The organism is Enterobacter cloacae subsp. cloacae ATCC 13047, assembly GCF_000025565.1.
GTDB lineage: Bacteria > Pseudomonadota > Gammaproteobacteria > Enterobacterales > Enterobacteriaceae > Enterobacter > Enterobacter cloacae.
In genome coordinates this window covers 4,954,461-4,976,799 of the sequence record NC_014121.1, presented here as the reverse complement: position 1 = coordinate 4,976,799, position 22,339 = coordinate 4,954,461, and the positions used below count along the sequence as shown (strand labels likewise).

At 59.5% G+C, this 22,339-nt stretch carries 23 protein-coding genes and 1 pseudogene; 8 read left to right on the top strand and 16 right to left on the bottom strand.

From position 1 onward, the window contains the following. Window positions 1–72 precede the first annotated feature (72 nt). Window positions 73–867 carry an SDR family NAD(P)-dependent oxidoreductase gene (locus ECL_RS24245; RefSeq protein ID WP_013099180.1) on the bottom strand — a complete coding sequence of 265 codons (795 nt, stop codon included), beginning with the start codon at window positions 865–867 and terminating at the stop codon, window positions 73–75. A 32-nt stretch (window positions 868–899) separates the two neighbouring features. Further along, window positions 900–1,781: a LysR family transcriptional regulator gene (locus tag ECL_RS24240; protein ID WP_029883624.1), complete on the bottom strand. Its 882-nt coding sequence runs from the start codon at window positions 1,779–1,781 to the stop codon at window positions 900–902. 99 nt (window positions 1,782–1,880) lie between these two features. Here ECL_RS24240 and ECL_RS24235 point away from each other — a divergent pair, with 99 nt between their 5' ends. The 8 genes from ECL_RS24235 (at window position 1,881) to arnF (ending at window position 10,101) form a co-directional block, all read left to right on the top strand. After that, window positions 1,881–2,387 (top strand): phenolic acid decarboxylase, encoded by a 507-nt coding sequence (locus ECL_RS24235; RefSeq protein WP_013099178.1) that lies wholly within the window; start codon window positions 1,881–1,883, stop codon window positions 2,385–2,387. A 323-nt stretch (window positions 2,388–2,710) separates the two neighbouring features. Further along, complete coding sequence (gene arnB / locus ECL_RS24230; protein WP_044157755.1) at window positions 2,711–3,850, top strand: UDP-4-amino-4-deoxy-L-arabinose aminotransferase; 1,140 nt, start codon at window positions 2,711–2,713, stop codon at window positions 3,848–3,850. Window position 3,851: 1 nt separating this feature from the next. Continuing rightward, window positions 3,852–4,835, top strand: coding sequence for an undecaprenyl-phosphate 4-deoxy-4-formamido-L-arabinose transferase (gene arnC / locus ECL_RS24225; RefSeq protein ID WP_013099176.1), 984 nt, complete (start codon window positions 3,852–3,854; stop codon window positions 4,833–4,835). Further along, window positions 4,832–6,814 carry a bifunctional UDP-4-amino-4-deoxy-L-arabinose formyltransferase/UDP-glucuronic acid oxidase ArnA gene (arnA, locus tag ECL_RS24220; protein WP_013099175.1) on the top strand — a complete coding sequence of 661 codons (1,983 nt, stop codon included), beginning with the start codon at window positions 4,832–4,834 and terminating at the stop codon, window positions 6,812–6,814. The genes arnC and arnA overlap by 4 nt, the downstream gene beginning before the upstream one ends. After that, window positions 6,811–7,713 (top strand): 4-deoxy-4-formamido-L-arabinose-phosphoundecaprenol deformylase, encoded by a 903-nt coding sequence (gene arnD, locus ECL_RS24215; RefSeq protein WP_013099174.1) that lies wholly within the window; start codon window positions 6,811–6,813, stop codon window positions 7,711–7,713. The genes arnA and arnD overlap by 4 nt, the downstream gene beginning before the upstream one ends. Continuing rightward, on the top strand, window positions 7,710–9,365 hold the full coding sequence (gene arnT, locus ECL_RS24210; protein WP_013099173.1) for a lipid IV(A) 4-amino-4-deoxy-L-arabinosyltransferase: 1,656 nt from the start codon (window positions 7,710–7,712) through the stop codon (window positions 9,363–9,365). Before arnD ends, arnT begins: the two co-directional genes overlap by 4 nt. Next, window positions 9,362–9,700 carry a 4-amino-4-deoxy-L-arabinose-phosphoundecaprenol flippase subunit ArnE gene (gene arnE, locus ECL_RS24205; protein ID WP_013099172.1) on the top strand — a complete coding sequence of 113 codons (339 nt, stop codon included), beginning with the start codon at window positions 9,362–9,364 and terminating at the stop codon, window positions 9,698–9,700. The genes arnT and arnE overlap by 4 nt, the downstream gene beginning before the upstream one ends. Beyond that, window positions 9,697–10,101: a 4-amino-4-deoxy-L-arabinose-phosphoundecaprenol flippase subunit ArnF gene (arnF, locus tag ECL_RS24200; RefSeq protein ID WP_013099171.1), complete on the top strand. Its 405-nt coding sequence runs from the start codon at window positions 9,697–9,699 to the stop codon at window positions 10,099–10,101. Before arnE ends, arnF begins: the two co-directional genes overlap by 4 nt. Here the strand turns inward: arnF and acpT are convergent. From acpT to ECL_RS24130, 14 genes and pseudogenes are all read right to left on the bottom strand, one after another. Beyond that, window positions 10,034–10,651 (bottom strand): annotated as a pseudogene (gene acpT, locus ECL_RS24195) (4'-phosphopantetheinyl transferase AcpT). The gene arnF and the pseudogene acpT overlap by 68 nt on opposite strands. A 2-nt stretch (window positions 10,652–10,653) precedes the next feature. After that, window positions 10,654–11,883, bottom strand: a complete 1,230-nt coding sequence (locus tag ECL_RS24190; RefSeq protein WP_013099169.1) for a beta-ketoacyl-ACP synthase — start codon at window positions 11,881–11,883, stop codon at window positions 10,654–10,656. Then, complete coding sequence (locus ECL_RS24185) at window positions 11,880–12,611, bottom strand: 3-ketoacyl-ACP reductase FabG2 (RefSeq protein WP_013099168.1); 732 nt, start codon at window positions 12,609–12,611, stop codon at window positions 11,880–11,882. Before ECL_RS24185 ends, ECL_RS24190 begins: the two co-directional genes overlap by 4 nt. Further along, the gene (locus ECL_RS24180; RefSeq protein WP_013099167.1) at window positions 12,608–13,081 is read right to left on the bottom strand and encodes a hotdog family protein; all 474 of its coding nucleotides are present in this window, start codon (window positions 13,079–13,081) and stop codon (window positions 12,608–12,610) included. The genes ECL_RS24185 and ECL_RS24180 overlap by 4 nt, the downstream gene beginning before the upstream one ends. After that, a complete protein-coding gene (locus tag ECL_RS24175; protein WP_044157746.1) occupies window positions 13,078–14,247 on the bottom strand; it encodes a beta-ketoacyl-[acyl-carrier-protein] synthase family protein in 1,170 nt (389 codons plus the stop codon). The genes ECL_RS24180 and ECL_RS24175 overlap by 4 nt, the downstream gene beginning before the upstream one ends. A gap of 1 nt (window position 14,248) precedes the next feature. After that, complete coding sequence (locus ECL_RS24170) at window positions 14,249–14,827, bottom strand: DUF3261 domain-containing protein (RefSeq protein ID WP_032618696.1); 579 nt, start codon at window positions 14,825–14,827, stop codon at window positions 14,249–14,251. Continuing rightward, a complete protein-coding gene (locus ECL_RS24165) occupies window positions 14,827–17,148 on the bottom strand; it encodes an MMPL family transporter (protein ID WP_044157743.1) in 2,322 nt (773 codons plus the stop codon). Before ECL_RS24165 ends, ECL_RS24170 begins: the two co-directional genes overlap by 1 nt. Next, window positions 17,117–17,722, bottom strand: a complete 606-nt coding sequence (locus tag ECL_RS24160; protein WP_013099163.1) for a LolA family protein — start codon at window positions 17,720–17,722, stop codon at window positions 17,117–17,119. The genes ECL_RS24165 and ECL_RS24160 overlap by 32 nt, the downstream gene beginning before the upstream one ends. Then, entirely contained in the window at window positions 17,719–18,141 is a 423-nt protein-coding gene (locus tag ECL_RS24155) for an acyl-CoA thioesterase (protein ID WP_013099162.1), read from the bottom strand. The genes ECL_RS24160 and ECL_RS24155 overlap by 4 nt, the downstream gene beginning before the upstream one ends. Window positions 18,142–18,144: 3 nt before the next feature. Continuing rightward, window positions 18,145–19,836 (bottom strand): glycosyltransferase family 2 protein, encoded by a 1,692-nt coding sequence (locus ECL_RS24150; RefSeq protein ID WP_013099161.1) that lies wholly within the window; start codon window positions 19,834–19,836, stop codon window positions 18,145–18,147. After that, the gene (locus tag ECL_RS24145) at window positions 19,827–20,180 is read right to left on the bottom strand and encodes an ApeI family dehydratase (RefSeq protein WP_013099160.1); all 354 of its coding nucleotides are present in this window, start codon (window positions 20,178–20,180) and stop codon (window positions 19,827–19,829) included. The genes ECL_RS24150 and ECL_RS24145 overlap by 10 nt, the downstream gene beginning before the upstream one ends. Continuing rightward, window positions 20,167–21,516 (bottom strand): AMP-binding protein, encoded by a 1,350-nt coding sequence (locus ECL_RS24140; protein ID WP_013099159.1) that lies wholly within the window; start codon window positions 21,514–21,516, stop codon window positions 20,167–20,169. The genes ECL_RS24145 and ECL_RS24140 overlap by 14 nt, the downstream gene beginning before the upstream one ends. Continuing rightward, the gene (locus ECL_RS24135; protein WP_013099158.1) at window positions 21,509–22,105 is read right to left on the bottom strand and encodes a COG4648 family protein; all 597 of its coding nucleotides are present in this window, start codon (window positions 22,103–22,105) and stop codon (window positions 21,509–21,511) included. Before ECL_RS24135 ends, ECL_RS24140 begins: the two co-directional genes overlap by 8 nt. Beyond that, window positions 22,077–22,328, bottom strand: coding sequence for an acyl carrier protein (locus ECL_RS24130; RefSeq protein ID WP_013099157.1), 252 nt, complete (start codon window positions 22,326–22,328; stop codon window positions 22,077–22,079). The genes ECL_RS24135 and ECL_RS24130 overlap by 29 nt, the downstream gene beginning before the upstream one ends. Window positions 22,329–22,339: the final 11 nt, after the last annotated feature.

The window sequence follows — 22,339 nt, the reverse complement described above, 5'->3', positions numbered from 1 at the left end:
TTAGTTTACCTGCTTTGGCGCCACAGTCCTTAAACCTCACGCTTTTTTTCTCATTCTTGCGGCCTGAGCCACTCAGATAATGTCATCCACCACGCCACCGTCGACGCGCAACGCCGCGCCAGACGTGGCGGAGGCCTGCGCTGAGCAGACATAGACCACCATATTGGCGACCTCTTCAACCGTGGCCGCTCGCTGGATCACCGAGCTGGGGCGGTTGGCCATCACAAACTTTTTTGCCAGCTGTTCCAGCGATTTACCGGTCTTCTCGATCTCGTCTTTCATCATCTCTGCGAATCCGTCAGACATCGTCGGCCCCGGCAATACGCTGTTGACCGTCACGCCGCTACCCGCCACGAACTTCGCCAGTCCGCGTGCCAGCGAGAGCTGTGCCGTTTTGGTCACGCCGTAGTGGATCATGTCCGCCGGGATATTGCAGGCCGACTCGGAGGAGATAAATACCACGCGGCCCCAGCCTTTCTTCACCATGCCGGGAAGCAGCGCGCGGGAGAGACGCACGCCGGACATCACGTTGGTCTGCCAGTAACGTTCCCAGGTGTCATCGTCGGTGGCATAGAAATCCTGCGGCCCGTAAATCCCGGCATTGTTGACCAGAATGTCCACGTTATTCGCCACCTTCAGCAGCGACTCGACCCCTTCCGGCGTGCTGAGATCAGCTATCGCGGCACGCACCTGCACGCCCGGCACCACCTGCTGCAGCTGCTGAATACCTTTATTCACCGACTCGGTACTGCGGCCATTGACGATCACTTCCGCACCGCTTTCTGCCAGCCCTCTGGCAATGGCGAAGCCAATTCCACCCGTTGAGGCGGTGACCAGCGCCACTTTCCCCGTAAAGTCGATTTTCATCATCTGCTCCTTATCGTTTTAACGTTCGGACCTTAAAGCGTAGCAGGTGACGATGACGGCTCCTGGCTAAAAAGGCGCAATAGCGACTCAACCTGTTCGTCCAGCGGGCTAAGCGAGCGCTTCACAATCAGGTGCAGCGGCGTGGCTCGCCGCACGCCATGGCTGAGCGGCAGCATCTTCAGTACCCCTTGTTCCAGCTGAGTCTGAATGCGCTCCTCCGGCAGCCAGCCGTAACCCACCTGCGACATCACCGCCTCAATGGCCGCGTCAATGGTGGAAAAGGTCCACGAGCCACTGGCGGAGTGCGCCGCGGTCTGGTTGTCCGCAATTTTAATCAGCGGCCACGGGCGGAGCATGTCGTCGTTCAGCGGCGCGTCGAGCTGAAAGAGCGGATGCTGGTGATGGGCCACGGCAACAAAGTCGATATTCATCAGCCATTCGCCAAGCCCGGTCATATCCTGGCGGCGGGTTAAGACCATCACATCGGCTTCATCATTGATGGCATCGGCGCGGGTATTTTCCAGCACTTCGGTGAGACGGACCTGAGTCTGCGGATACTGCTGCTGGAACTGACGCAGGATGGCGAACAGACGACGGCGGGGGAAGATATTGTCCACCACCAGATCCAGCCGCGTGCGCATTCCGTTACGCAGGGTAAGCGCACGTGTCTCAACGTACGCGAAGGCTTTCAGCAGCGGTTTGACCTGGTTGAGCAGCAGTTCCCCGGCAGGGGTCAACACCGCCCGACGGCCTTCCTGCACCAGAAGCGCCACCCCCAGCCGTTCCTGCAGTAGCGCCAGGTTATAGCTGACGGAAGACTGGCTGCGGTGCGTCTCTTCCGCGGCTCTGGCAAAACTGCCCGCATCCACCACCTTCTCCAGCAAGGACCATTGTTCGAGCGTCGTCTTGTGCATAATCAATCTAAAATTTGGATAAATTTGATTCAAACATAGCGTTATTCATTCATTTTTTGAAGGGATAGGATCGTCTCATCAAAACAAAGGAGACATTATATGAGCACCTTCGACAAACACGACTTAAGCGGCTTCATCGGCAAACATCTGGTTTATACCTACGATAATGGCTGGAACTACGAGATTTATATCAAAAATGAAAATACCATCGACTACCGTATTCACAGCGGCCTGGTGGGGAATCGTTGGGTAAAAGATCAGCAGGTGTATGTTGTTCGCGTAGGTGAGAGTATTTATAAAATTTCCTGGACTGAACCCACCGGCACCGACGTTAGCCTGATTGTGAACCTTGGGGACAAACTGTTCCATAGCACTATCTTCTTCCCGCGTTGGGTCATGAACAACCCGGAAAAAACCGTCTGCTTCCAGAACGATCACATTCCACTGATGAACAGCTATCGCGATGCAGGTCCGGCCTATCCAACAGAAGTGATTGATGAATTTGCCACCATTACCTTCGTGCGCGACTGTGGGGCCAACGATGACAGCATAATTGCGTGTGCGGCCAGTGAATTGCCCGCTGACTTCCCAAATAATTTAAAATAAGCGCGACAATTAACTAAAAAGAAAAGTTCCCGGTTATTTCTGTTTTTAAAGAAATAACCGGGATTTTTTTTGTTTGTTGAGCTTTGGTTTAAACGTTACATTTTGAAAAAATTGAGTGCTGTCACAAAATAAATAATTCATAACTTTATAACTTTATGTTTTTAAAGATATTTATATTCATGTGAAAACATTTTAATTCCCTCTCTTAATTTTTCCCTAAGAAATGAGCGCTACCTTGATATGAGTTTATGAACCGTTGAAATAAACGGTCCGCTAATTGGTTAATATCAAAAGCAGCCATTCTTATTGCAAGGAAATTAATGATGAGTGATTTTTTGCCTTTTTCCCGCCCCTCAATGGGTAATGAGGAAATCGCGGCGTTGCAGGAGGTATTAACCTCTGGCTGGATCACGACCGGGCCGAAAAATCAGGCGCTTGAAGAGGCATTTTGTCAGCAGACCGGGAATCACCACGCCATTGCCGTCAGTTCGGCAACGGCCGGGATGCACGTCACCCTGATGGCGCTGGGTATTGGCCCTGGCGATGACGTCATCACCCCCTCCCTGACCTGGGTCTCCACGCTGAATATGATCGTTCTGCTGGGGGCAAACCCGGTGATGATCGATGTGGACAAAGATACCCTGATGGTCACCCCGGACGCGGTAGACGCCGCGATTACGCCGCGTACCAAAGCGATTATCCCGGTGCATTACGCCGGTGCGCCATGTGATATCGATGCTATCCGCGCGGTGGGGGAACGTCACGGTATTCCGGTGATCGAAGATGCGGCACACGCCGCGGGCACGTACTACAAAGACCGTCACGTGGGCTGGCAGGGCACGGCAATTTTCTCCTTCCACGCCATTAAAAACATGACCTGCGCCGAGGGCGGTCTGGTGGTGACGGATGACGAACAGCTGGCACAAAAAATCCGCAGCCTGAAATTCCACGGTCTGGGCGTCGATGCCTATGACCGCCAGACCCACGGCCGCGCGCCGCAGGCCGAAGTGATCGCGCCCGGCTTTAAATACAACCTCGCGGATATCAACGCCGCGCTGGCGCTGGTGCAGTTGGGCAAACTGAAACAGGCCAATAAACGCCGTCAGGACATCGCCGAACGCTACCTGCGCGAGCTGGCCGACACGCCGTTCCAGCCGCTCACTATTCCATCATGGCCGCATGTGCACGCCTGGCACCTGTTTATTATTCGCGTGGATGAAGCCCGCTGCGGGATCTCCCGCGATAACCTGATGGCGGCCCTGAAGGAGAAGGGCATCGGCACTGGCCTGCATTTCCGCACGGCACACACCCAAAAATACTACCGCGAGCGTTTTCCTGATGTATCGCTCCCGCATTCTGAATGGAACAGCGCGCGTATTTGTTCTCTCCCACTTTTCCCGGACATGACTCATGACGACACAACCCGCGTCATTACCGCGCTCCATCAGCTTGCAGGACATTGATATGTTCAGTGCGCCGCCTGTACAAAAAGTTTCTGTGGTGATCCCCGTTTATAACGAGCAGGAGAGCCTGCCCGAACTGATCCGCCGCACCACCGCCGCCTGCGAGACGCTGGGCAAAGCCTACGAAATCCTGCTGGTGGATGACGGCAGCAGCGATAACTCCGCCCTGATGTTGACCGAGGCTGCGCAGGCCGAAGGCAGCCATATCGTCGCGGTGCTGCTTAACCGCAACTACGGCCAGCACTCGGCCATTATGGCCGGGTTCAGCCACGTGACGGGGGATCTGGTCATCACGCTGGATGCCGATCTGCAAAACCCGCCGGAGGAGATCCCCCGGCTGGTCGCCAAAGCCGACGAAGGGTACGACGTGGTAGGTACGGTACGGCAGAATCGTCAGGATAGCCTGTTCCGCAAGCTGGCTTCCCGCACCATCAACCGCCTGATCCAGCGCACCACCGGCAAAGCGATGGGCGATTACGGCTGCATGCTGCGCGCCTATCGCCGCCATATTGTCGACGCCATGCTGCACTGCCATGAACGCAGCACCTTCATTCCGATTCTGGCGAATACCTTTGCCCGTAAGGCGACGGAGATCCCGGTGCTGCACGCCGAGCGTGAGCACGGGGAGTCGAAGTATAGCTTTATGCGTCTTATCAACCTGATGTACGACCTCATCACCTGCCTGACCACCACGCCGCTGCGCCTGCTGAGCGTCTTTGGCAGCATTATCGCGCTGGCCGGGTTCACGCTTTCCGTTTTGCTGGTCGTCCTGCGTCTGGTCTTTGGCCCCCAGTGGGCGGCGGAAGGGGTGTTCATGCTCTTTGCCGTGCTGTTCATGTTCATCGGCGCCCAGTTTGTCGGGATGGGCCTGCTCGGTGAGTACATTGGCCGTATCTATAACGATGTTCGCGCACGTCCGCGCTACTTTATTCAACGTGTTGTCCGCCAGGAACACAAAGTCTCTCAAGAGGAAAAACACCCATGAAAGCTGTTGTCTTTGCCTATCACGATATGGGGTGCGCGGGCCTGCTTGCCCTGCTTGAAGCGGGTTATGATATCGCTGCCATCTTCACGCATCCTGACGCCGCAGGCGAGAATAACTTCTTTGGCTCCGTGGCGCGTATCGCCGCCGAGCGCGGCATTCCGGTCTACGCGCCGGACGATATCAACCACCCGCTGTGGGTGGATCGCATTCGCGACACCGCCCCGGATGTCATCTTCTCGTTCTACTACCGCAACCTGATTTGCGACGATATTTTACGTCTGGCGACGAAAGGGGCATTTAACCTTCACGGCTCATTGCTGCCCGCCTACCGTGGCCGCGCGCCGCTGAACTGGGTGCTGGTGAATGGCGAAACTGAAACCGGCGTGACCCTGCACCGCATGGTGCACCGCGCGGATGCGGGTGCCATCATCGCGCAGCAGCGTGTTGCCATTGATGCGGATGAGACGGCGCTGCAGCTTCATCAGAAACTCTGCTCGGTGGCACAAAGCCTGCTGCGTGATGCCCTGCCGACCATCCTGAACGGCACCTTCAGCGAGACCGCTCAGGACGAGAGCAAGGCGAGTTGTTTTGGCCGCCGCACGCCGGAAGACGGCCGTCTGGACTGGAACAAGCCCGCCCGCCAGTTGCACAACCTGGTGCGCGCAGTGACCGACCCCTGGCCGGGGGCGTATAGCTTTGCCGGCGTCAGCAAATTCATCGTCTGGAAATCCCGCGTGCGCGACGATGTCCCGGCAGCGAAACCGGGCACTATCGTCTCTGTCTCTCCGCTGATTGTTAGCTGCGGCGAGCAGGCGCTGGAGATCGTGACCGGTCAGACCGACAACGGCGTTTATGTGCAGGGCGCGCAGCTGGCGCAGTCTCTGGGGCTGGTTCCCGGCGCCTTGATCACCAGCGCCCCGGTGGTGGCAATTAAGCGCCGCACCCGCGTACTGATCCTCGGCGTAAACGGTTTTATTGGTAACCACCTGACCGAGCGTCTGCTGAAAGACGATAACTACGAAATTTATGGCCTCGACATTGGCTCCGATGCCATCAGCCGTTTCCTTGACTGCCCGCGCTTCCATTTCGTGGAAGGGGATATCAGCATCCACTCCGAGTGGATCGAGTACCACATCAAAAAATGCGACGTGGTGCTGCCGCTGGTCGCCATTGCCACGCCGATTGAGTACACCCGCAATCCGCTGCGCGTATTCGAGCTGGACTTTGAAGAGAACCTGAAGATTATCCGCGACTGCGTGAAATACGATAAGCGCATCATCTTCCCGTCCACCTCCGAAGTGTACGGCATGTGTACCGATAAAAACTTCGATGAAGATACCTCTAACCTGGTAGTCGGGCCGATCAACAAGCAGCGCTGGATTTACTCCGTCTCTAAACAGCTGCTGGACCGCGTAATTTGGGCCTACGGCGAGAAAGAAGGGTTGCGCTTTACCCTGTTCCGGCCGTTCAACTGGATGGGGCCACGTCTGGATAACCTGAACGCGGCGCGCATTGGTAGCTCCCGCGCCATTACCCAGCTGATCCTGAACCTGGTGGAAGGCTCGCCCATTAAGCTCATTGAAGGCGGTAAACAAAAACGCTGCTTCACCGACATCAGCGACGGCATCGAAGCCCTGTTCCGCATCATTGAAAACAAGGATGGCCGCTGCAACGGGGAGATCATCAACATCGGCAACCCGGATAACGAAGCGAGCATTCGTGAACTGGCCGAAATGCTGCTGGCAAGCTTCGAGCGCCATCCGCTGCGTAACCAGTTCCCGCCGTTTGCAGGATTCCGCGAAGTGGAAAGCAGCAGCTACTATGGCAAAGGCTACCAGGACGTTGAGCACCGCAAGCCGAGCATTCGCAATGCGAAGCGCTGCCTGAACTGGACGCCAACGGTGAAGATGGAGCAGACCATTGATGAGACGCTCGATTTCTTCCTGCGCACCGTGGAGCTGTCGGAACAGGCCTCATGAAAAAAGTCGGTTTACGCATTGATGTCGATACCTTCAGGGGAACGCGTGACGGCGTTCCCGGACTGCTGACGCTGCTGAGCAAGCACGATGTGCGTGCCAGCATCTTCTTCAGCGTGGGGCCAGACAACATGGGACGTCATTTATGGCGTCTGGTTAAACCGGCATTTCTGTTCAAAATGCTGCGCTCGCGCGCAGCATCGCTCTACGGCTGGGATATTTTGCTGGCCGGTACCGCATGGCCCGGCAGGCGTATCGGCGCGGGTAACGAAGCCATCATCCGTGAAGCGGCGCAGCACCATGAGGTCGGCCTGCATGCCTGGGATCACCATGCCTGGCAGGCCTGGGCGGGCGTCTGGGACATTCCTCGCCTGGCCCGGGAAATCGAGCGTGGTCTGCGGGAGCTGGAGGCCATTATCGGGCAGTCGGTGCGCTGCTCCGCCGTGGCCGGATGGCGTGCGGATCAACGCGTCGTGAAAGCCAAAGAGCCGTTCGCGTTTCGCTACAACAGCGATTGCCGGGGCAGCGGACCATTTTTACCGCAGCTCGGTGAAAACCGCGTTGGCACGGTGCAAATCCCGGTCACGCTGCCCACCTGGGATGAAGTGGTGGGGCGCGAGGTGACCGCCGACGGCTTCAACCGCTACATTCTGGACTGTATACATCGCGACACCGGCACGCCGGTCTACACCATCCACGCCGAGGTGGAAGGGATTGCGTATCAGCATGATTTCGATGCGCTGTTGACGCTGGCGGCGCAGGAGGGGATTCAGTTCTGCCCGTTGATCGACCTGCTGCCAGACGATCTCAGTACGCTGCCCGTCGGCAAAATTGTGCGAAGTGAAATGGCTGGCCGGGAAGGCTGGCTTGGCTATCAACAAACCGTGAGTCCGGTACCATGAAAGTCGCCCGTTATGGCTTAGGGCTTTTCGCCCTGTTTATTGTTTACTATCTCATTCCGGTTGATATCCGTCTGTTATGGCAGCCTGATGAAACGCGCTATGCGGAAATCAGCCGTGAAATGCTCGCCTCCGGCAACTGGATTGTGCCGCATTTTCTGGGGCTGCGTTACTTTGAAAAGCCGATTGCTGGCTACTGGGTCAACAGCCTCGGGCAACTGCTGTTTGGCCATACAAACTTTGCCGTGCGCGCCGGGGCCATCTTTTCCACCGGCCTGACGGCGCTACTGGTTATCTGGATGGCCTGGCAACTCTGGCGCGATAAACGCGTTGCCCTGTTCTCCGGCCTTATCTTCCTGACGCTGTTTCTGGTCTATGGCATTGGCACCTATGCCGTGCTCGACCCCATCATCTCCCTGTGGCTGGCGGCGGCGATGTGCAGTTTCTGGCTGGCCTCGCAGGCGCAGACCCTGACTGGCAAAGCGGGGGGCTACATCGTGTTGGGGCTGGCCTGCGGCATGGGGGTGATGACCAAAGGCTTTCTCGCTCTGGCGGTGCCGGTCCTTGGCGTCCTGCCGTGGGTGATTGTCCAAAAGCGCTGGAAAGAGGTGCTGATTTTTGGCGGGCTTGCGATCCTGAGCTGCGTGCTTATTGTCCTGCCCTGGGGGCTGGCGATTGCCCAGCGTGAACCCGATTTCTGGCGCTACTTCTTCTGGGTTGAACACATTCAGCGTTTTGCCCAAAGCGACGCCCAGCACAAAGCCCCGTTCTGGTATTACCTGCCATTCCTGGTCGCGGGCAGTCTGCCGTGGCTGGCGCTGTTGCCCGGTGCGCTGCGTCTGGGCTGGCGTGAAAAACATCCGGCAGGCGGCGGGCTTTATCTGCTCGGTTGGGTGGTGATGCCGCTTTTATTCTTCAGCATTGCCAAAGGGAAGCTGCCTACCTACATCCTGCCGTGTTTTGCCCCGCTGGCGATCCTGATGGCGCGCTATGCCTGCCTCGCTGCGGAAAAGGGGGCCAGCGTGTTACGTATCAATGCCGGGATCAACCTGGCGTTCGGTACCCTCGGTGTCATCGCGGCGTTAGTCGTGTCGCCGTGGGGGCTGGCTAAGCACCCGGTCTGGACGTCGGTCGAGCTGTATAAAGTCTTCTGCGCGGTGGTGGCCTTCCTCGTCTGGGCCGTGGTGGGCTGGTTTAGCTTCAGACGGAGCCAGCAGCGCTGGTGGCTGGCGGCGCTGTGCCCTGCCGGGCTGGCGTTGCTGATTGGTTTTGCCATTCCCAACCTGGTGGTGGACTCCAAACAGCCACAGTCGCTGGTGGATACCGTGCGCGACCCGCTCCAGCAGAGCCGGTTCGTGCTGGCCGATAACGTCGGCGTGGCGGCAGGGCTGGCGTGGGAGCTTAAACGTAATGACATCATCATGTTTGGTCAGAGCGGTGAGCTGCGTTACGGGCTGGATTATCCGGACGTGAAAGACCGCTTTATCACGAAAGATGACTTTGCGCAGTGGCTGGCGAGGCATCGCCAGCAGGGAAGCGTGTCGCTGGTGATCCTGCTGTCGAAGAACGACGATCTGAACCGGGATAACCTGCCAAAGCCGGACTACCTGTATATCCAGGGGCGGCTGGCTTACCTGCAGTATCTGCCGCAATGATGACCTGGCTTTGGCTGGTGCTGGCTAGTCTGCTGACCTGCGCGGGACAGCTCTGTCAGAAGCAAGCGACCCGTCCGGCGAAAACCGGGCGGCGTGGCGCGCATATTGTGCTGTGGCTGGGGCTCGCCTTGCTGGCGCTGGGCTGCGGCATGCTGGTCTGGCTGGTGGTATTGCAGCGTCTTCCCGTCGGGGTCGCCTATCCCATGCTGAGCCTTAATTTTGTCTGGGTGACGCTGGCAGCGAAGGGGCTCTGGCATGAGAAGGTGGCCCGACATCACTGGCTGGGCGTAGGGTTGATTATGATCGGGATTGTTCTGCTGGGAGGAAGCCTGTGAAAGGGGCGTGCTGGGCGTTATGCAGCGTGGCGTTAGTCAGTGCCGCGCAGTTGCTGCTGCGCAGTGCCATGCAGGCGCTTCCGCCCGTCGGCGAGGCGCTGGCATTTTTCAGGGCTCTCTGGCATTTTTCGTCCGGTACCGGCGCGCTGCTGCTGGGGCTGATGGGCTATGTGGCCTCTATGGGCTGCTGGTATCTGGCGCTGCATCGCATGGCGCTCAGCAAAGCGTACGCCTTGCTGAGCCTCAGTTATATTCTGGTGTGGGGCGCGGCGATCCTGCTGCCCGGCTGGGGCGAGTCGTTCTCGTGGCAGGGGCTGGCGGGTGTCGGGTTGATTATGCTGGGCGTGCTGGTGATATTCCTGCCCCGGACATCTCGTGGTGAAAAATCGCCCCGGGGGTAAGGGTGAACGGAGTGGGCGTGCAGACGGCGAGACTCAGCGAGCCAAACTGAAGCTGGCTGACCGAGTGGGCCTCAGAGGTACTGTCGATGCTGACAATCTGCCAGGCGCTGCCGCCTCGTTGCTTCACAATCGCCTCTTTACGCGTCCAGATCCCCCAGAAAGCCGGGAGCTTCGCTTCCTGCGCTTCGCGTTCCAGCTCTGCATGTTCCGCCACGCTGAAAACCGCGTTCGCCAGTGCCTGCCAGTTTTCACGCGGGCGTATCACTTAGATATCGCAGCCTACTTCACCTTCATCGCTCACCAGCAGGGCAATGTCGTCCCCGCTGTGGCTCAGGTTAAACCAGAGCCGGTGATCTTTCGCAAAGGCGGGTTTCCCCTGTTCACCGTACACAATGTCGGGCAGCGGAGACGGGGATAATGTCCGGGCGAGCAGCGTCCTGCCTGCCAGCCAGGAACGGTTTCGCGCACCCTGAGGTGCCATATCTGCGAGCGTTGACGCCAGCGGGTCCGCGCAAAGGGTGGAGATTTTTCCCAGTATAAACTGGTACATAGTTACGCCCAGCGTTTGATAATGATTGAGGTATTGATGCCGCCAAACGCGAAGTTATTGCTTTGCAGATACTCGCAGTCAATCTGACGGGCTTCCCCCATAATATAATCTAAAGCACCACATTGCTCATCCGGTTGTCTTAAATTGAGCGTCGGGGCAAACCAGCCTTCACGCATCATCTGCACGCTCATCCACGCTTCCAGCGCACCGCAGGCACCTAACGTATGGCCAAAATAGCTCTTCAGCGAGGAGAGGGGGACCCTGTCGCCAAAGATGGCCGCAGTGGCCTGGCTTTCGGCGATATCACCCCGATCGGTGGCGGTGCCGTGGGCGGAAATATACCCGATGTCCGTGGCGCCTAAACCAGCCATTGCCAGCGATTGCTCCATGCAAATTTGCATGGTTTCACGCTGCGGCTGGGTGATATGCGCTGCATCGCAGTTGGTGGCAAAGCCCACGATTTCGCCGTAGATGGTCGCCCCGCGTGCTTTGGCGTGCTCCAGTTCTTCCAGAATCAGCGTGCCTGCCCCTTCGCCGATGACCAGACCATCGCGCGCGGTATCGAAGGGCGACGGCGTGGTTTTCGGCGCGTCGTTGCGCTGGCTGGTGGCGAACAGCGTATCAAATACCGCCGCCTCTGAAGGACAAAGCTCCTCGGCGCCCCCGGCGACCATAACGGTCTGATAACCATGGCGAATGGCTTCCCAGGCGTAACCAATCGCCTGGCTGCCGGAAGTACAGGCACTCGACGTGGGAATGACGCGCCCCCGCAGACCAAAGAACAGGCCGGTATTGACCGCGGTGGTGTGCGGCATCATCTGCACATAGGTGGTGCCGGTGATGTTATTGGTGTGTTTTTCCATCAACATGGAGGCAAAGTCGCTTACCGGGCCCGTGCTGCCCGTGGACGACCCATAGGCGATGCCGGTTTGCCCCTGCGTCAGTACCGGGTCATCGATCAGGCCCGCCTGCTCAAGCGCCAGTTCGGTGGCGCGGGTGGAGAGCAGCGACACGCGGCCCATGGCGCGAATGCGCTTGCGGGTATAGTGTGCCGGAAGGGTGAAATCCTCGATGGGGGCGGCCAGCAGCGTTTGCAGACCGGCATACTCTTGCCACTCCGTCATGATGCGCACGGCGTTTTCGTAGCCGAGCAGCCGCTGTGAAATGGTCGGCCAGTCCTCGCCAAAGGCGGTCACGCCTCCCATTCCCGTAATCACCACCCGACGCGTCATAACATCCCCCCGTTGATCGAGATCACCTGGCGTGTCACATAGCCTGCCCGGTCTGACATCAGATAACTCGCCAGACCGGCCACCTCGTCCGCCTGACCCATGCGCTGCATCGGGATCATGGACATGGCCTCTTTCAGCGCGGCCTCTTCCATCTCGATCATGCCGGTATCAATCAGCCCGGGCGCGATGCAGTTGACGGTAATTTTGCGTTTTGCCAGTTCAATGGCCAGCGCTTTGGTGGCGCCGATAATACCGGCCTTGGCGGCACTGTAGTTCACCTGTCCGCGGTTGCCCATCACGCCTGACACGGACGACAGGGTGATAATCCGCCCGCCCTTGCGGGTTGCGATCATCGGCATGATGCAGGGATGAATAACGTTATAAAAACTGTCGAGGTTGGTGTGGATGACGCTATCCCAGTCCTCGTCGCTGAGCGCCGGAAACGCGCCATCGCGGGTTATCCCGGCATTGCTGACCACGCCATACCATGCGCCAAAGGTGCTGATTTCCTGTTCCAGAACCTCGCGGCACTGCTCGCGGTTGCCCACGTCAAAGGTCAGTAAACGACCCGTTCCGCCAGCCTGAACAATGGCCTCCAGCGTCTCATGCGCCCCATCAGCATCGCGATGGTAATGCACGCCTACGGTGAAACCGTCAGCGGCAAGCTGACAGGCGATGGCGCGGCCAATGCCTTTGCTGGCGCCCGTGACCAGTACGGAACGTGTCATGATGAAGCTCCCTGAGAGAAAAGTGAGGTTAATTCGTCCTCGCTGGGCTGGAACGTATTCACACGGCCCGTGGCAAGGGGGACGTTATCCGTCTGGATTGTGCATTCAAAGCTGCCAAAGCGTTCGTCCTGCATCAGGCGCTCAATGGTAATGGTTAACGTAGTGCCTGCAGCAAAGCGGCCCGTGCTGCACACCAGCTCGCGCGCGCCCAGCACCATGCCCAGCGGGCTGTGGGGCAGGCCTTTTTGCAGACGGTGCCATTCAGACCAGACGCCCACGGTCTGGGCCATCAGTTCCAGCGCAAACCAGCCCGGCAGATCGCCGTCAACGTTCAGGAACGGCGCAAGCACACCGTGCCCGTCGACCGTGACGCTGCACACCGCGCTGCTGTCGGTGACACGCTCAACGCGCTCCAGCAGCATCATCGGTGCGTCGTGAGGCAGGTAGTCGGCGGGGGATAAATAACTCATGACACTCTCCCCAGCAGAAGGCTGGCGTTGTTACCGCCAAAGGCGAATGAGTTCGATAAAATCACCGGTTTTGTCAGCGGCGCACGCTGATGCAGCAGGCCGCAGGGCGGCAGCGTGTCGTCCGGCGCGTAGCGGGAAAAATCCTGCGGCGGCAATGGCAGGTCACGGGTCAGGATCAGCCAGCTTAATGCGGCTTCAGTGATCCCGGCCGCGCCAAGCGTATGGCCGGTGAGGTGTTTGGTGGAGCTACACGGTACCCGGTCGCCAAAGAGGGCGTTAATCACGTGCGCCTCAATCCGATCGTTGAGGGGAGTGGCGGTGCCGTGCAAATTAATATAGCCCACGTCATCTGCCGTCATGCCTGCCTCCTTCAGCGCCTGGGTAATGGCGCGAATGGCGCCTTCTCCCTCGGGATGTGGGGCAGAGATATGGTACGCATCGCTCGATTCACCCGCCCCCAGCAGCGCAACCTGATCCGGTTCGCGCGTCAGCACCATGAGGGCCGCCGCTTCACCGATGGTGATCCCCCGGCGGTCTCGGCCAAACGGCTCGCACTGCGTGGGCGAGAGCGATTCAAGGCTGTTAAAACCATTGACCGGCATACGGCTTAAGCTGTCTGCCCCGCCTACAAGGGCGACATCCACCAGTCCGGCCTCAATCAGACGCTGTCCGCTGATGATCGCCCGGGCGCTGGAGGAGCAGGCAGTCGAAATGGTATACGCCGGGCCATCCAGCTGCAGCCAGTTGGCGAGGAAGCGGGAGGGGTCGCCCAACTCCTGCTGCGGGTACTGCCATTGCGGGCTGCGTTCGCCGTTCAGGGAGAGGCGCACGTACTCATCGCCTTCATCCAGCCCTGAGGTGCTGGTGCCCAGCACCACCGCCACGCGGTCGCGGCCCACGCGGGCGATGGCTGCCTCAACGGCAGGCTGAATCTGTGCCAGCGCCGCCAGCAACAGCTGATTATTACGGCTGCGGTGTGCTGCCAGGCTATCCGGTATCGGCGGCAGTTCACCCTCAACGCCGCCCAGCATGGCATCAGGTAATCCTTGCAGCCATCCGGCGCGATGACGCATACCCGGCGCAATCCCGGCGTTCAGGTTGGCCGCGATCTCATCGGCCGAGTTGCCCAGCGCGTTGACCATGCCAACAGCGGAAATGTAAATCATCTCAGTCACCCAGATATTGAATGGTGATGTGGTATTTAAAGACGTGCTGCGCAATGCTGATCGGCTCGCGCTTACCGTTGCGTTGCAGGTAGACAATCTCGGTGACCAGCTTGCCGTCAGGGTTACGCAGTTCGCGTCGGGTGTCAGTATCCTTTAGCGTCCATCCCTTCGGCAACTGCGGCTGCCAGGCGCTGAGCGGCCAGTGGCTGAGCATCACATCCGCCAGCACCTGGCTGGCGGGCGGTAGCTGGGGCATAACGACCGACTGCTCGGTATGGATCCCGGTGTTGTCATAGGTCGCGAGAAACAGGCGGATCCCCACCGACGAGAGCCCGGCAAGCGTCACTTTTTGCCCGTCAGCGTTCAGCAGAACCAGCAGCGACTGAGTCTGACCGTTAAATCGGCCGGTCAGCAACTGCTGAGAACGGATGGCTGGCGTAATGCCCGGCGGTGGCAGCGTCACCTGCGTGCCCGGCTGAAGCCAGGCCTGCGGGCGAGTTTCTTCAGTATCGGTCGAATGGCTGCAGCCTGCCAGCAGCAGCGTCGCAGCCAGCGCGGCGACGCGGTAAAAAGCGTTCATCATGGTTTTCTCTCGTTCCTGGCTGGCATCGCCAGCGGGGCCAGCAAGAAGGCGGTGAAAATACCGCTTACCAGCACAATTCCAAAGCTGCTGATGGCCTGCGTCGCGCTGAACACCAGCATGCCCAGCGTCAGCAGCGTGGTCATCATCGCCAGGGTGATAGCCAGCATCGACGTCAGCGGCGTGCCGCGCGGGTTGCTGAAAAACAGCGTGTAGTTGATGCCAATGCCGAGCACCAGCACCAGCGCCAGCAGTGAAAACAGATTGACGGAATGCCCGGCGACGGCCAGCGCCGCCAGCCCGCAGCTGAGCGACAGTACCGACGGCACCAGGCTGATAAGCCCCTGACGCCAGCCAAGTCGGATTATGGCGCCGCAGGCAATCGCCGCCAGCGCTACGCACAGTAGCCCCGTCAGCAGGGTGCGGTAGTGGGCAAACAGGCTGTCAAAACTGGCCTTACGATCGATCCAGACGACCCCTTCATGCTGTGCCGCCCGTTCACTTAGCGCCGTACTGTTTTTGACGCCGTCCACCGGGACGAGCACGCCGCTTTCGCCGCCCGGCAGGGTCAGCCAGAGCAGACGCCAGCCTTCGCTGGCCGGGCTGGCAAGCCAGGCGTCCACGCTGACAGGCATTGGCGTCAGATCCGGTGAGACGGTGTTCAGTCCGGCGCTGTGCAGCACGTTCATTACCGCAGGCGCAGCGTGGTGCAGCAGCGCCAGATCGCTTTTTTGACGCTTCATGGAGTTCAGCGGCAGGGTTCGCCAGCTTGCCAGCTCACCCGCTTTTTGCGCCTGTGCCAGCGCAGGGGTAAAGGCCTCCAGCCGCTCCAGCGTCTGCTGGGCTGACGTGCCGTAAACCACAAACCATTTCTGATCGACGCGCTGGCCGGTCAGGGCGGTAATGGTCTTCTCCTGCGCCAGAATCGTTTTCGGCAGCGCCTGCAGCTGGGCGATATCGTCGTCCACCTTCAGGGTGGCAATACCTGCGGCGGAAAGGAGCGCCAGCGTGACGGGCAGGCCAACCGCGAGTGTTTTATTACGTCGCCAGGCGGTCAGCCAGCTCGACATCGCTCTGCTGGCCGGAACCGGGCGTACCGGCAATCCACGGCACAGCCAGGGGTGCCAGAATATCACCGTCAGGCACGAGGCGCTCAGCCCCACGGCGGCAAATAGCGCCATCTGGCGGATCCCGGGGAAGGGGGCCAGCATCATAATCAGGTACGCCACGACGGTCGTCAGAAGCGCCAGCAGCAGGGCATTACGCACTTTATCCAGACTTTGCCACGGCGAGTTTTCGCCACCGTGCACCAGCCGTTCGGTCAGGTAGTAGAGGGTGTAATCGGCCGAAATACCGATGATGCTCATGCTCATCACCAGCGTCATCAGATGCAGCTCGCCAAAGAACAGCAGGGTGGCGACCGTGCCCGCCAGCGCGCCGATGCCAATGGAGATCGCGCACAGCAGCAGCGGACGCAGGGAGCGGAATGTCGCCACAATCAGCAGGAGTACGCCCAGAAGTGTGGCGACACCCAGCGTGGAGATATCCCGTTTGGCCTGCTGGCTGGCGTAATCGCTGTAAAACACCGTGCCGCGAGACAGCAGTTGCGCCTGTGGGTAATGCGTTTTCAGCGTCGCCTGCAGCGCGTTCAGGGTGGTCACCAGCCGGTGGGTTTGCTGCATATCAAAAGAGGAACCGGCCAGCTCGCCGTGCAGCAGATACCAGTAGTTTCCGGCGTCATCCTGCGTCACCAGCCAGCCGTCCATCAGCCGCAGCTTCTGGCCGTTTTGCGCCAGCGCGAGCTGCGCGCCGCGCATCAGCATCAGCGGATCGTTTTGCAGCTCCTTGCCGCTCACGCCGGAAAAGGCCGAGTAAAGCTGAGATAAAACCCACTGCGCCTGCGCTTCACCGCCGTTTTGCAGGCGGGCGCGGGTGGCGGGGTCAATCATCCCGTTGCGGTGCTGCCAGAAAAACTCGCCCCAGGCTTGTTGCCCGGCGGCGTCCATGGGCCCTTTGACCTCGCTCAGCGCTCCGCTGCGTTGCAGCAGCGTCAGCCACTGCTGCGCCACGCGCGGATCGGGTTTTTTGCCGGGGCTGACCAGCCAGACCAGCTGACGGTCGAGCCGCTGCATAAAGCCGTCGTTGAGCGCCGGAGGGATCGCCCCCAGCGTCTGTGTCGGCAACATGGCCAGCACGCTGCTGTTCAGGCGCGCGCCGGGCAGCAGCGACACCAGCAGGCCCAGCATAATCAGGCATCCCGCGGCCCAAAGCAGCGCCGGGCGCAGCGATTTACGGTGCGGCAAAGCGTTGGCGTTCGTCATCGGTCAGGCTGGCGGGTGTCAGTCGGTGACTGGAGAGGGTGATATCCGTACGGTCGCCCTGTTTGTCGTTAAGACGAATAGACTCCAGAAAGGTCGCACCGCCCAAATCGAGGGTGGTGAAAATGGTGTTCAGCGGCGTCGTGGTGGGCGTGAGCACCAGCGACCAGCGGCCTTCCCCCAGGTCTTGAAAATCGATGCGGAAATTCTCTTCCAGCACCTTGCGGTCGGCCTGGAACAACGCCCGCAGCAGGTGGTTGAACTGGAACATCTGCGGATTATTGTCGGCGGTAATGGTCTGCGGCGGCTGGCCGTTGATGGTCTGCACCATCCGTTTGTCATCCAGCAGCAGCGTCATGGGGAACGGGGCTTTTTGATCCCACAGCAGGCCGCTGTCACGGGCGATCACCATCTCGCCCTGCGAACGCAGCGGCTGCGGCATGTCTTTGATCGTACGAACCTGCTCGAAGTGAGCGCGCACCACGGGCTGTTGCGTAAACCGCTGCTGCAGTTCATCCAGCGTCACGGCGCTGACCAGCGGGCTAAACATCAGTGCCAGCAAAGGCAACCATTTCATGGCGTGACTCCCATACGTTCAAACAAGATCTCCGGGCTGACAAAGCACATTTCGCGGGTGGCTGCGTCGACCGCCACCTGGATGGTGTAACCGGTGGTGGTGCGTTTACCGGTCTGCGCGTCGAAGATTTGATAGGCAATGCGCAGACGGTTTTCATACTCTTCAATCTGCGCCCGGACCCGGATGCGTTGTTCAAAGGTCACCGCATCGCGGTATTTCACCCGCGTATCGACCACCGGCCAGACATAGCCGGAGGCTTTCATCTGGCGATAGCCGTAGTCGAACTGATTGAGCAGCGCTTCGCGGGCTATTTCAAAGTAGCGGAAATAGTTGCCGTGCCAGACCACGCCCATCATGTCGACGTCGTGGAACGGGACGGTGATTTCAACTTCCGTCGTAAAGCGGGGATCGGTCAGCACCCTTTACTCCTTCTCGCTGATTTCGGGCAACTGCCAGAAATCGAAAAAATTAAACCAGTCGAGCGGTGACAGTAAGGCGTAATGTTCCAGCCGCTGCGCGTAGCGATCGACGGTATGTTGCAGCGCCTGCTGACGTTCACCGCGCGGCAACAGCAGCGGGTCGGCGAACGGTTCGCAGTGCAGGGTCAGCGTCCCCTGCTGGCTGAGGGCAAAAATCAGCACCACCGGACAGCGCAGAATGGAGGCCAGGATAAACGGCCCCTGCGGGAACGGCGCGGGCTGGCCCATAAACGCGCTCCAGATCACTCGCCAGCTGCCGCCGCGCTGCGGTGTGACGGCGATACGATCGCCCACGATGGCCACCCATTCGCCGCGATCCAGCTTTTCTTTGATCAGGATAGCGGTCTCCGGGCCGATGTCAGTGACGGGCATCAGGTGAATGCCCGCCTGCGGAGCCATCTCTTCCATAATCTGCTTAAAGCGTTGGGCGTTATCGCTAAAGACCAGGGCGTTGATGGTTTTCCCCCCTTCACGCTGTGCCAGCGCCCGGCAGGCTTCCACGTCGCCAAGATGCGAGGCCAGCAGCAGTTTACCCTGTGGATCGTCCAGCCCCAGCGCCTCGCGGGCACCCGGTGCAAACACCAGATCGCGATGCAGCTTCATCTCGCCGCGCCAGCTGGCCACCTTGTTCAGCATGGCATGACCAAAACGCAGGAAGTGAAAAAAGCTGTTCAGCCGGGGGGGCGGTAGGATCTGTCGCTGTGCCATGACCTCTTTAACCCGCCTAAGCCATTGCCGCGACGCCTGACGCGCCGAACGGGCGGTAAGCCAGTAAACGGCGGTGACCGGCCACAGCAGGAGGGTGAAGGCCTTGCGCCCAAGCAGTTGCCAGACGCGTAACATCAGGCGCATACCCCATAGCCCTTTGACCTCCTGCTGTTGCGCCCAGTGCTGCGGCCGACGGCGCATCAGCAGGGAAGGGATGCGCGGCAGCATCCCCAGGAACAGACGGGTATGCATCAGCGAGATGCGCACGTTGTCTTTTAGCGCATCGAAGTGGGATACACCGTTTGCCGGGTAGGTGACGCGGGTGGGCAGAAAATAGCTGGGCGTGCCCTGCCAGTAGAGGCGGACCATCACTTCAGTATCAAAGTCCATGTGCTTGCCGAGCGGGGTACGTGCGGCAAGCTGCATCACCGGCGTGATCGGATAGACCCGAAAGCCGCACATGCTGTCTTTAAGCTGCAGGGACAACGTTTCAATCCAGACCCAGACGTGCGTTATCCAGCGTCCGTAAAGGCGCGAACGGGGTATGGAGTCATCGTAAACGGGTTGACCGGAAATCAGCGCCTCGGGGTGACGTTGCGCCACCGCCAGAAAACGGGGGAGATCTTCAATGGCGTGCTGGCCGTCGGCATCCACCTGGATTGCATGAGTGAAGCCGCGCTCTGCGCAGGCTTTCAGCCCCGCCATTACCGCCGCGCCTTTGCCGCTGTTTTTCGCCAGACGCAGCAGCGTAACCTGCGGATGCTGCTCCGCTAAGTGTGCCAGGGTGTGGCGCGTGCTCTCTTCGCTACCATCGTCAACCACCAGGCACGGGAGGTCAAACGGTGCCAGACGTGCGAGCACCGCGGCCATCATCGCACCGTGGTTGTAGCAGGGGATCAACACGCAGGGGCGGAACGTTACTGACATAGGCGAATCTTCCCGCTGCTGGCGGTATGGCGTTCACTGCCCGCATGGCGCTGGTAGCTGAAGCTGAGCATCTGACGGGCAGGGTGCCAGTCAAGGATCAGCGTCACCGTGTTGTCCGGCAACAGCGGGGCCGCAAACTTCACATTCTGAATGCTGTGAAAACGGTAGCCCGGTGCCATCAGGGTGGTAGCGTAATGCATCACCCAGTCGAGTTGTGCAACGCCAGGGAGCAGGGGCTGGACAGCAAAATGTCCCTTAAACCAGAGCAGGTCAGGATCAAGATAAAGCGTTATCTCCAGATGCTCCGGGTGAGTCTGGTGGCGTTCGATTTCATGAATCTTCATGAAATAACTCCTGTAGCTGTGCAGTCACACGCTTGTTCATGCTGTTGACCGGGATTTCATCGACAATGCGCCAGTAGCGGGGCACGGCAACCGGTTCAAGGCAGGGGCGAAGGGCGCGACGCCACGCGGATTCCTGGGCATTTTTACCCCCGTTGTCTCTGTGCAAGCGCGCCGCGTCACTGAGTACCAGCAGCACGCCAATGGCCTGACGACCACGGCGAGTGACCGCCAGCGCTGCGGCGTCGCAGATGCCGTCCAGCGCCAGTAACCGCTGCTCAATCTCATCGAGCGAAATGCGTTTGTCTTCAATTTTGACCACCCGGCCACGGCGTCCGATGATGTTGAACTGCCCGTCAGCCGCGAAATGCAGGATATCATCCAGCACGACTCCTTCAGCCTCGCGGATCAGTGGCGACATCACCCGATCGCCGTGGAACGTTACGCCGGGAAACGGCTGCCAGAGCGTTGTCTCATCCAGACGGTGACGCCAGGCTATAACGCCCGTTTCGGTGCTGCCGTAAATTTCATCAGGCCAGACGTTCAGCCAGTCATGACAAGGAATGATGTCGCGCCAGGGCAGTTCGCCCCCGGCTGAGAGCAGCAGGGCAACCGGAGGCGGCACAAGCGAGGTGTCGAGCCGCTTGAGGAATGCCGGGCTGCTGATAAAGAGATACCGTTTGTCCTGCGGCAGCGCTGACAGCTGTTCTGCATACTGCAGCAGGGAGGCGTGCAGCGGCAGGCCAAGCGCCATGGGTAAGACAACACGAAACGTCAGGCCATACAGATGATGCAACACCACGGAGGCCACGACGTGACAGCCTGTCAGCCGTTCGCCAAACCGATCGGCGAGCAGACGGGCTTCCCGATCCAGGCCGATCACCGGCTTAATCACCCGCTGCGGCGTGCCGGTGGAGCCAGAGGTAAAGAGCTCGATAACGCGCGTCTCGTCAATGGCAGGCAAGGGGGAAAAGGGGGTGTTTGTCGGCGCAGTGGCGATGACCAACCGCAGTCGCCCTGAAAACTCGAGCGTGGTGTCGCTCAGGACGCCGCTGAACATAGCCCGCTGTTCGTTAAGCTGCGCCCCCCGGCTGTGCCCGGGGAGCACGGGGGTTTTACCCGCATGAAGCGCCGCCAGCAGGGCGACGATAAAAAGATAGCCGTTTTCAAAACAGAGCGCCCAGCGCTCGCCCTCTTCCTGACGCAGCGCGTCGACCAGCTGCGTAACATCGTGGCGCAGATCGCCCAGCGTCCAGATACGATCGTCAAGCCAAGCGACAGGCGTCTCATCAGGACGCGGGGCGTTTAGCCACTGGCTCAGAGGAAGCGGTTTATCCATCGTTTTTTATTACCCGTTGTCGCACCAGCCATTCACCCGCCATTAACGTTCCCATCAGGATGTAGGAAAGCATCCCGTTCCACAGCGTCCACAGGCGCAGGTCGGCGTACAGCACGGTAAACAGCGCGACTGCGCCATTGCCGATAAAAAAGCCGCACCAGACTTTCGTCACTTTACGCGTGTAACGAACCCCGGCAGGAGACAGCTGGGGCTCCCGTATCCGCGCCAGCCGTTCCACCATCGGCATGGATGTCCACAGCGAGCCCCCAAAGACCACCAGCATCACCAGATTAACGACCACCGGATAAAACAGCACCCACAGGTGAGCGTGAAAAAGGCTCGCCACGCACAGCACTGCCCCGGCCAGCGCCACGCTCAGGAAAACGTAGCGCAAGGGGCCGCGCTGCTGGCGCGTCTGCCAGACACGCAGCAGCAACACCAGCGCCATCAGGGGCAATATCCATTGCAAATGGTGGCTTGCAAGGCCATAGCCAATCAAAAACGGCCAGGCCAGCAGCATCAGACCTGTCAGTATCGGGATGAGCGGAATGGCAGGCACGTCAGGCGTCGCGCTGGAGTTGTTCCACAACCTCGACGATGTCCTGAACGGTACGCACCGCTTTGAAGGTTTCAGGCTTAATTTTATGCCCCGTCTTCTTCTGCAGGTTAACCACCATATCTACGGCATCAATGCTGTCGAGATCCAGGTCTTCGTAAAGCCGGGCCTGCGGCGTAATGAGCTCAGGGTCGAGTTCAAAAAGTTTAATAAGAAGCGCAGAGACTTCCTGATAAAGGGTTTCTTGTTCTGTCATAGCGGGTCATT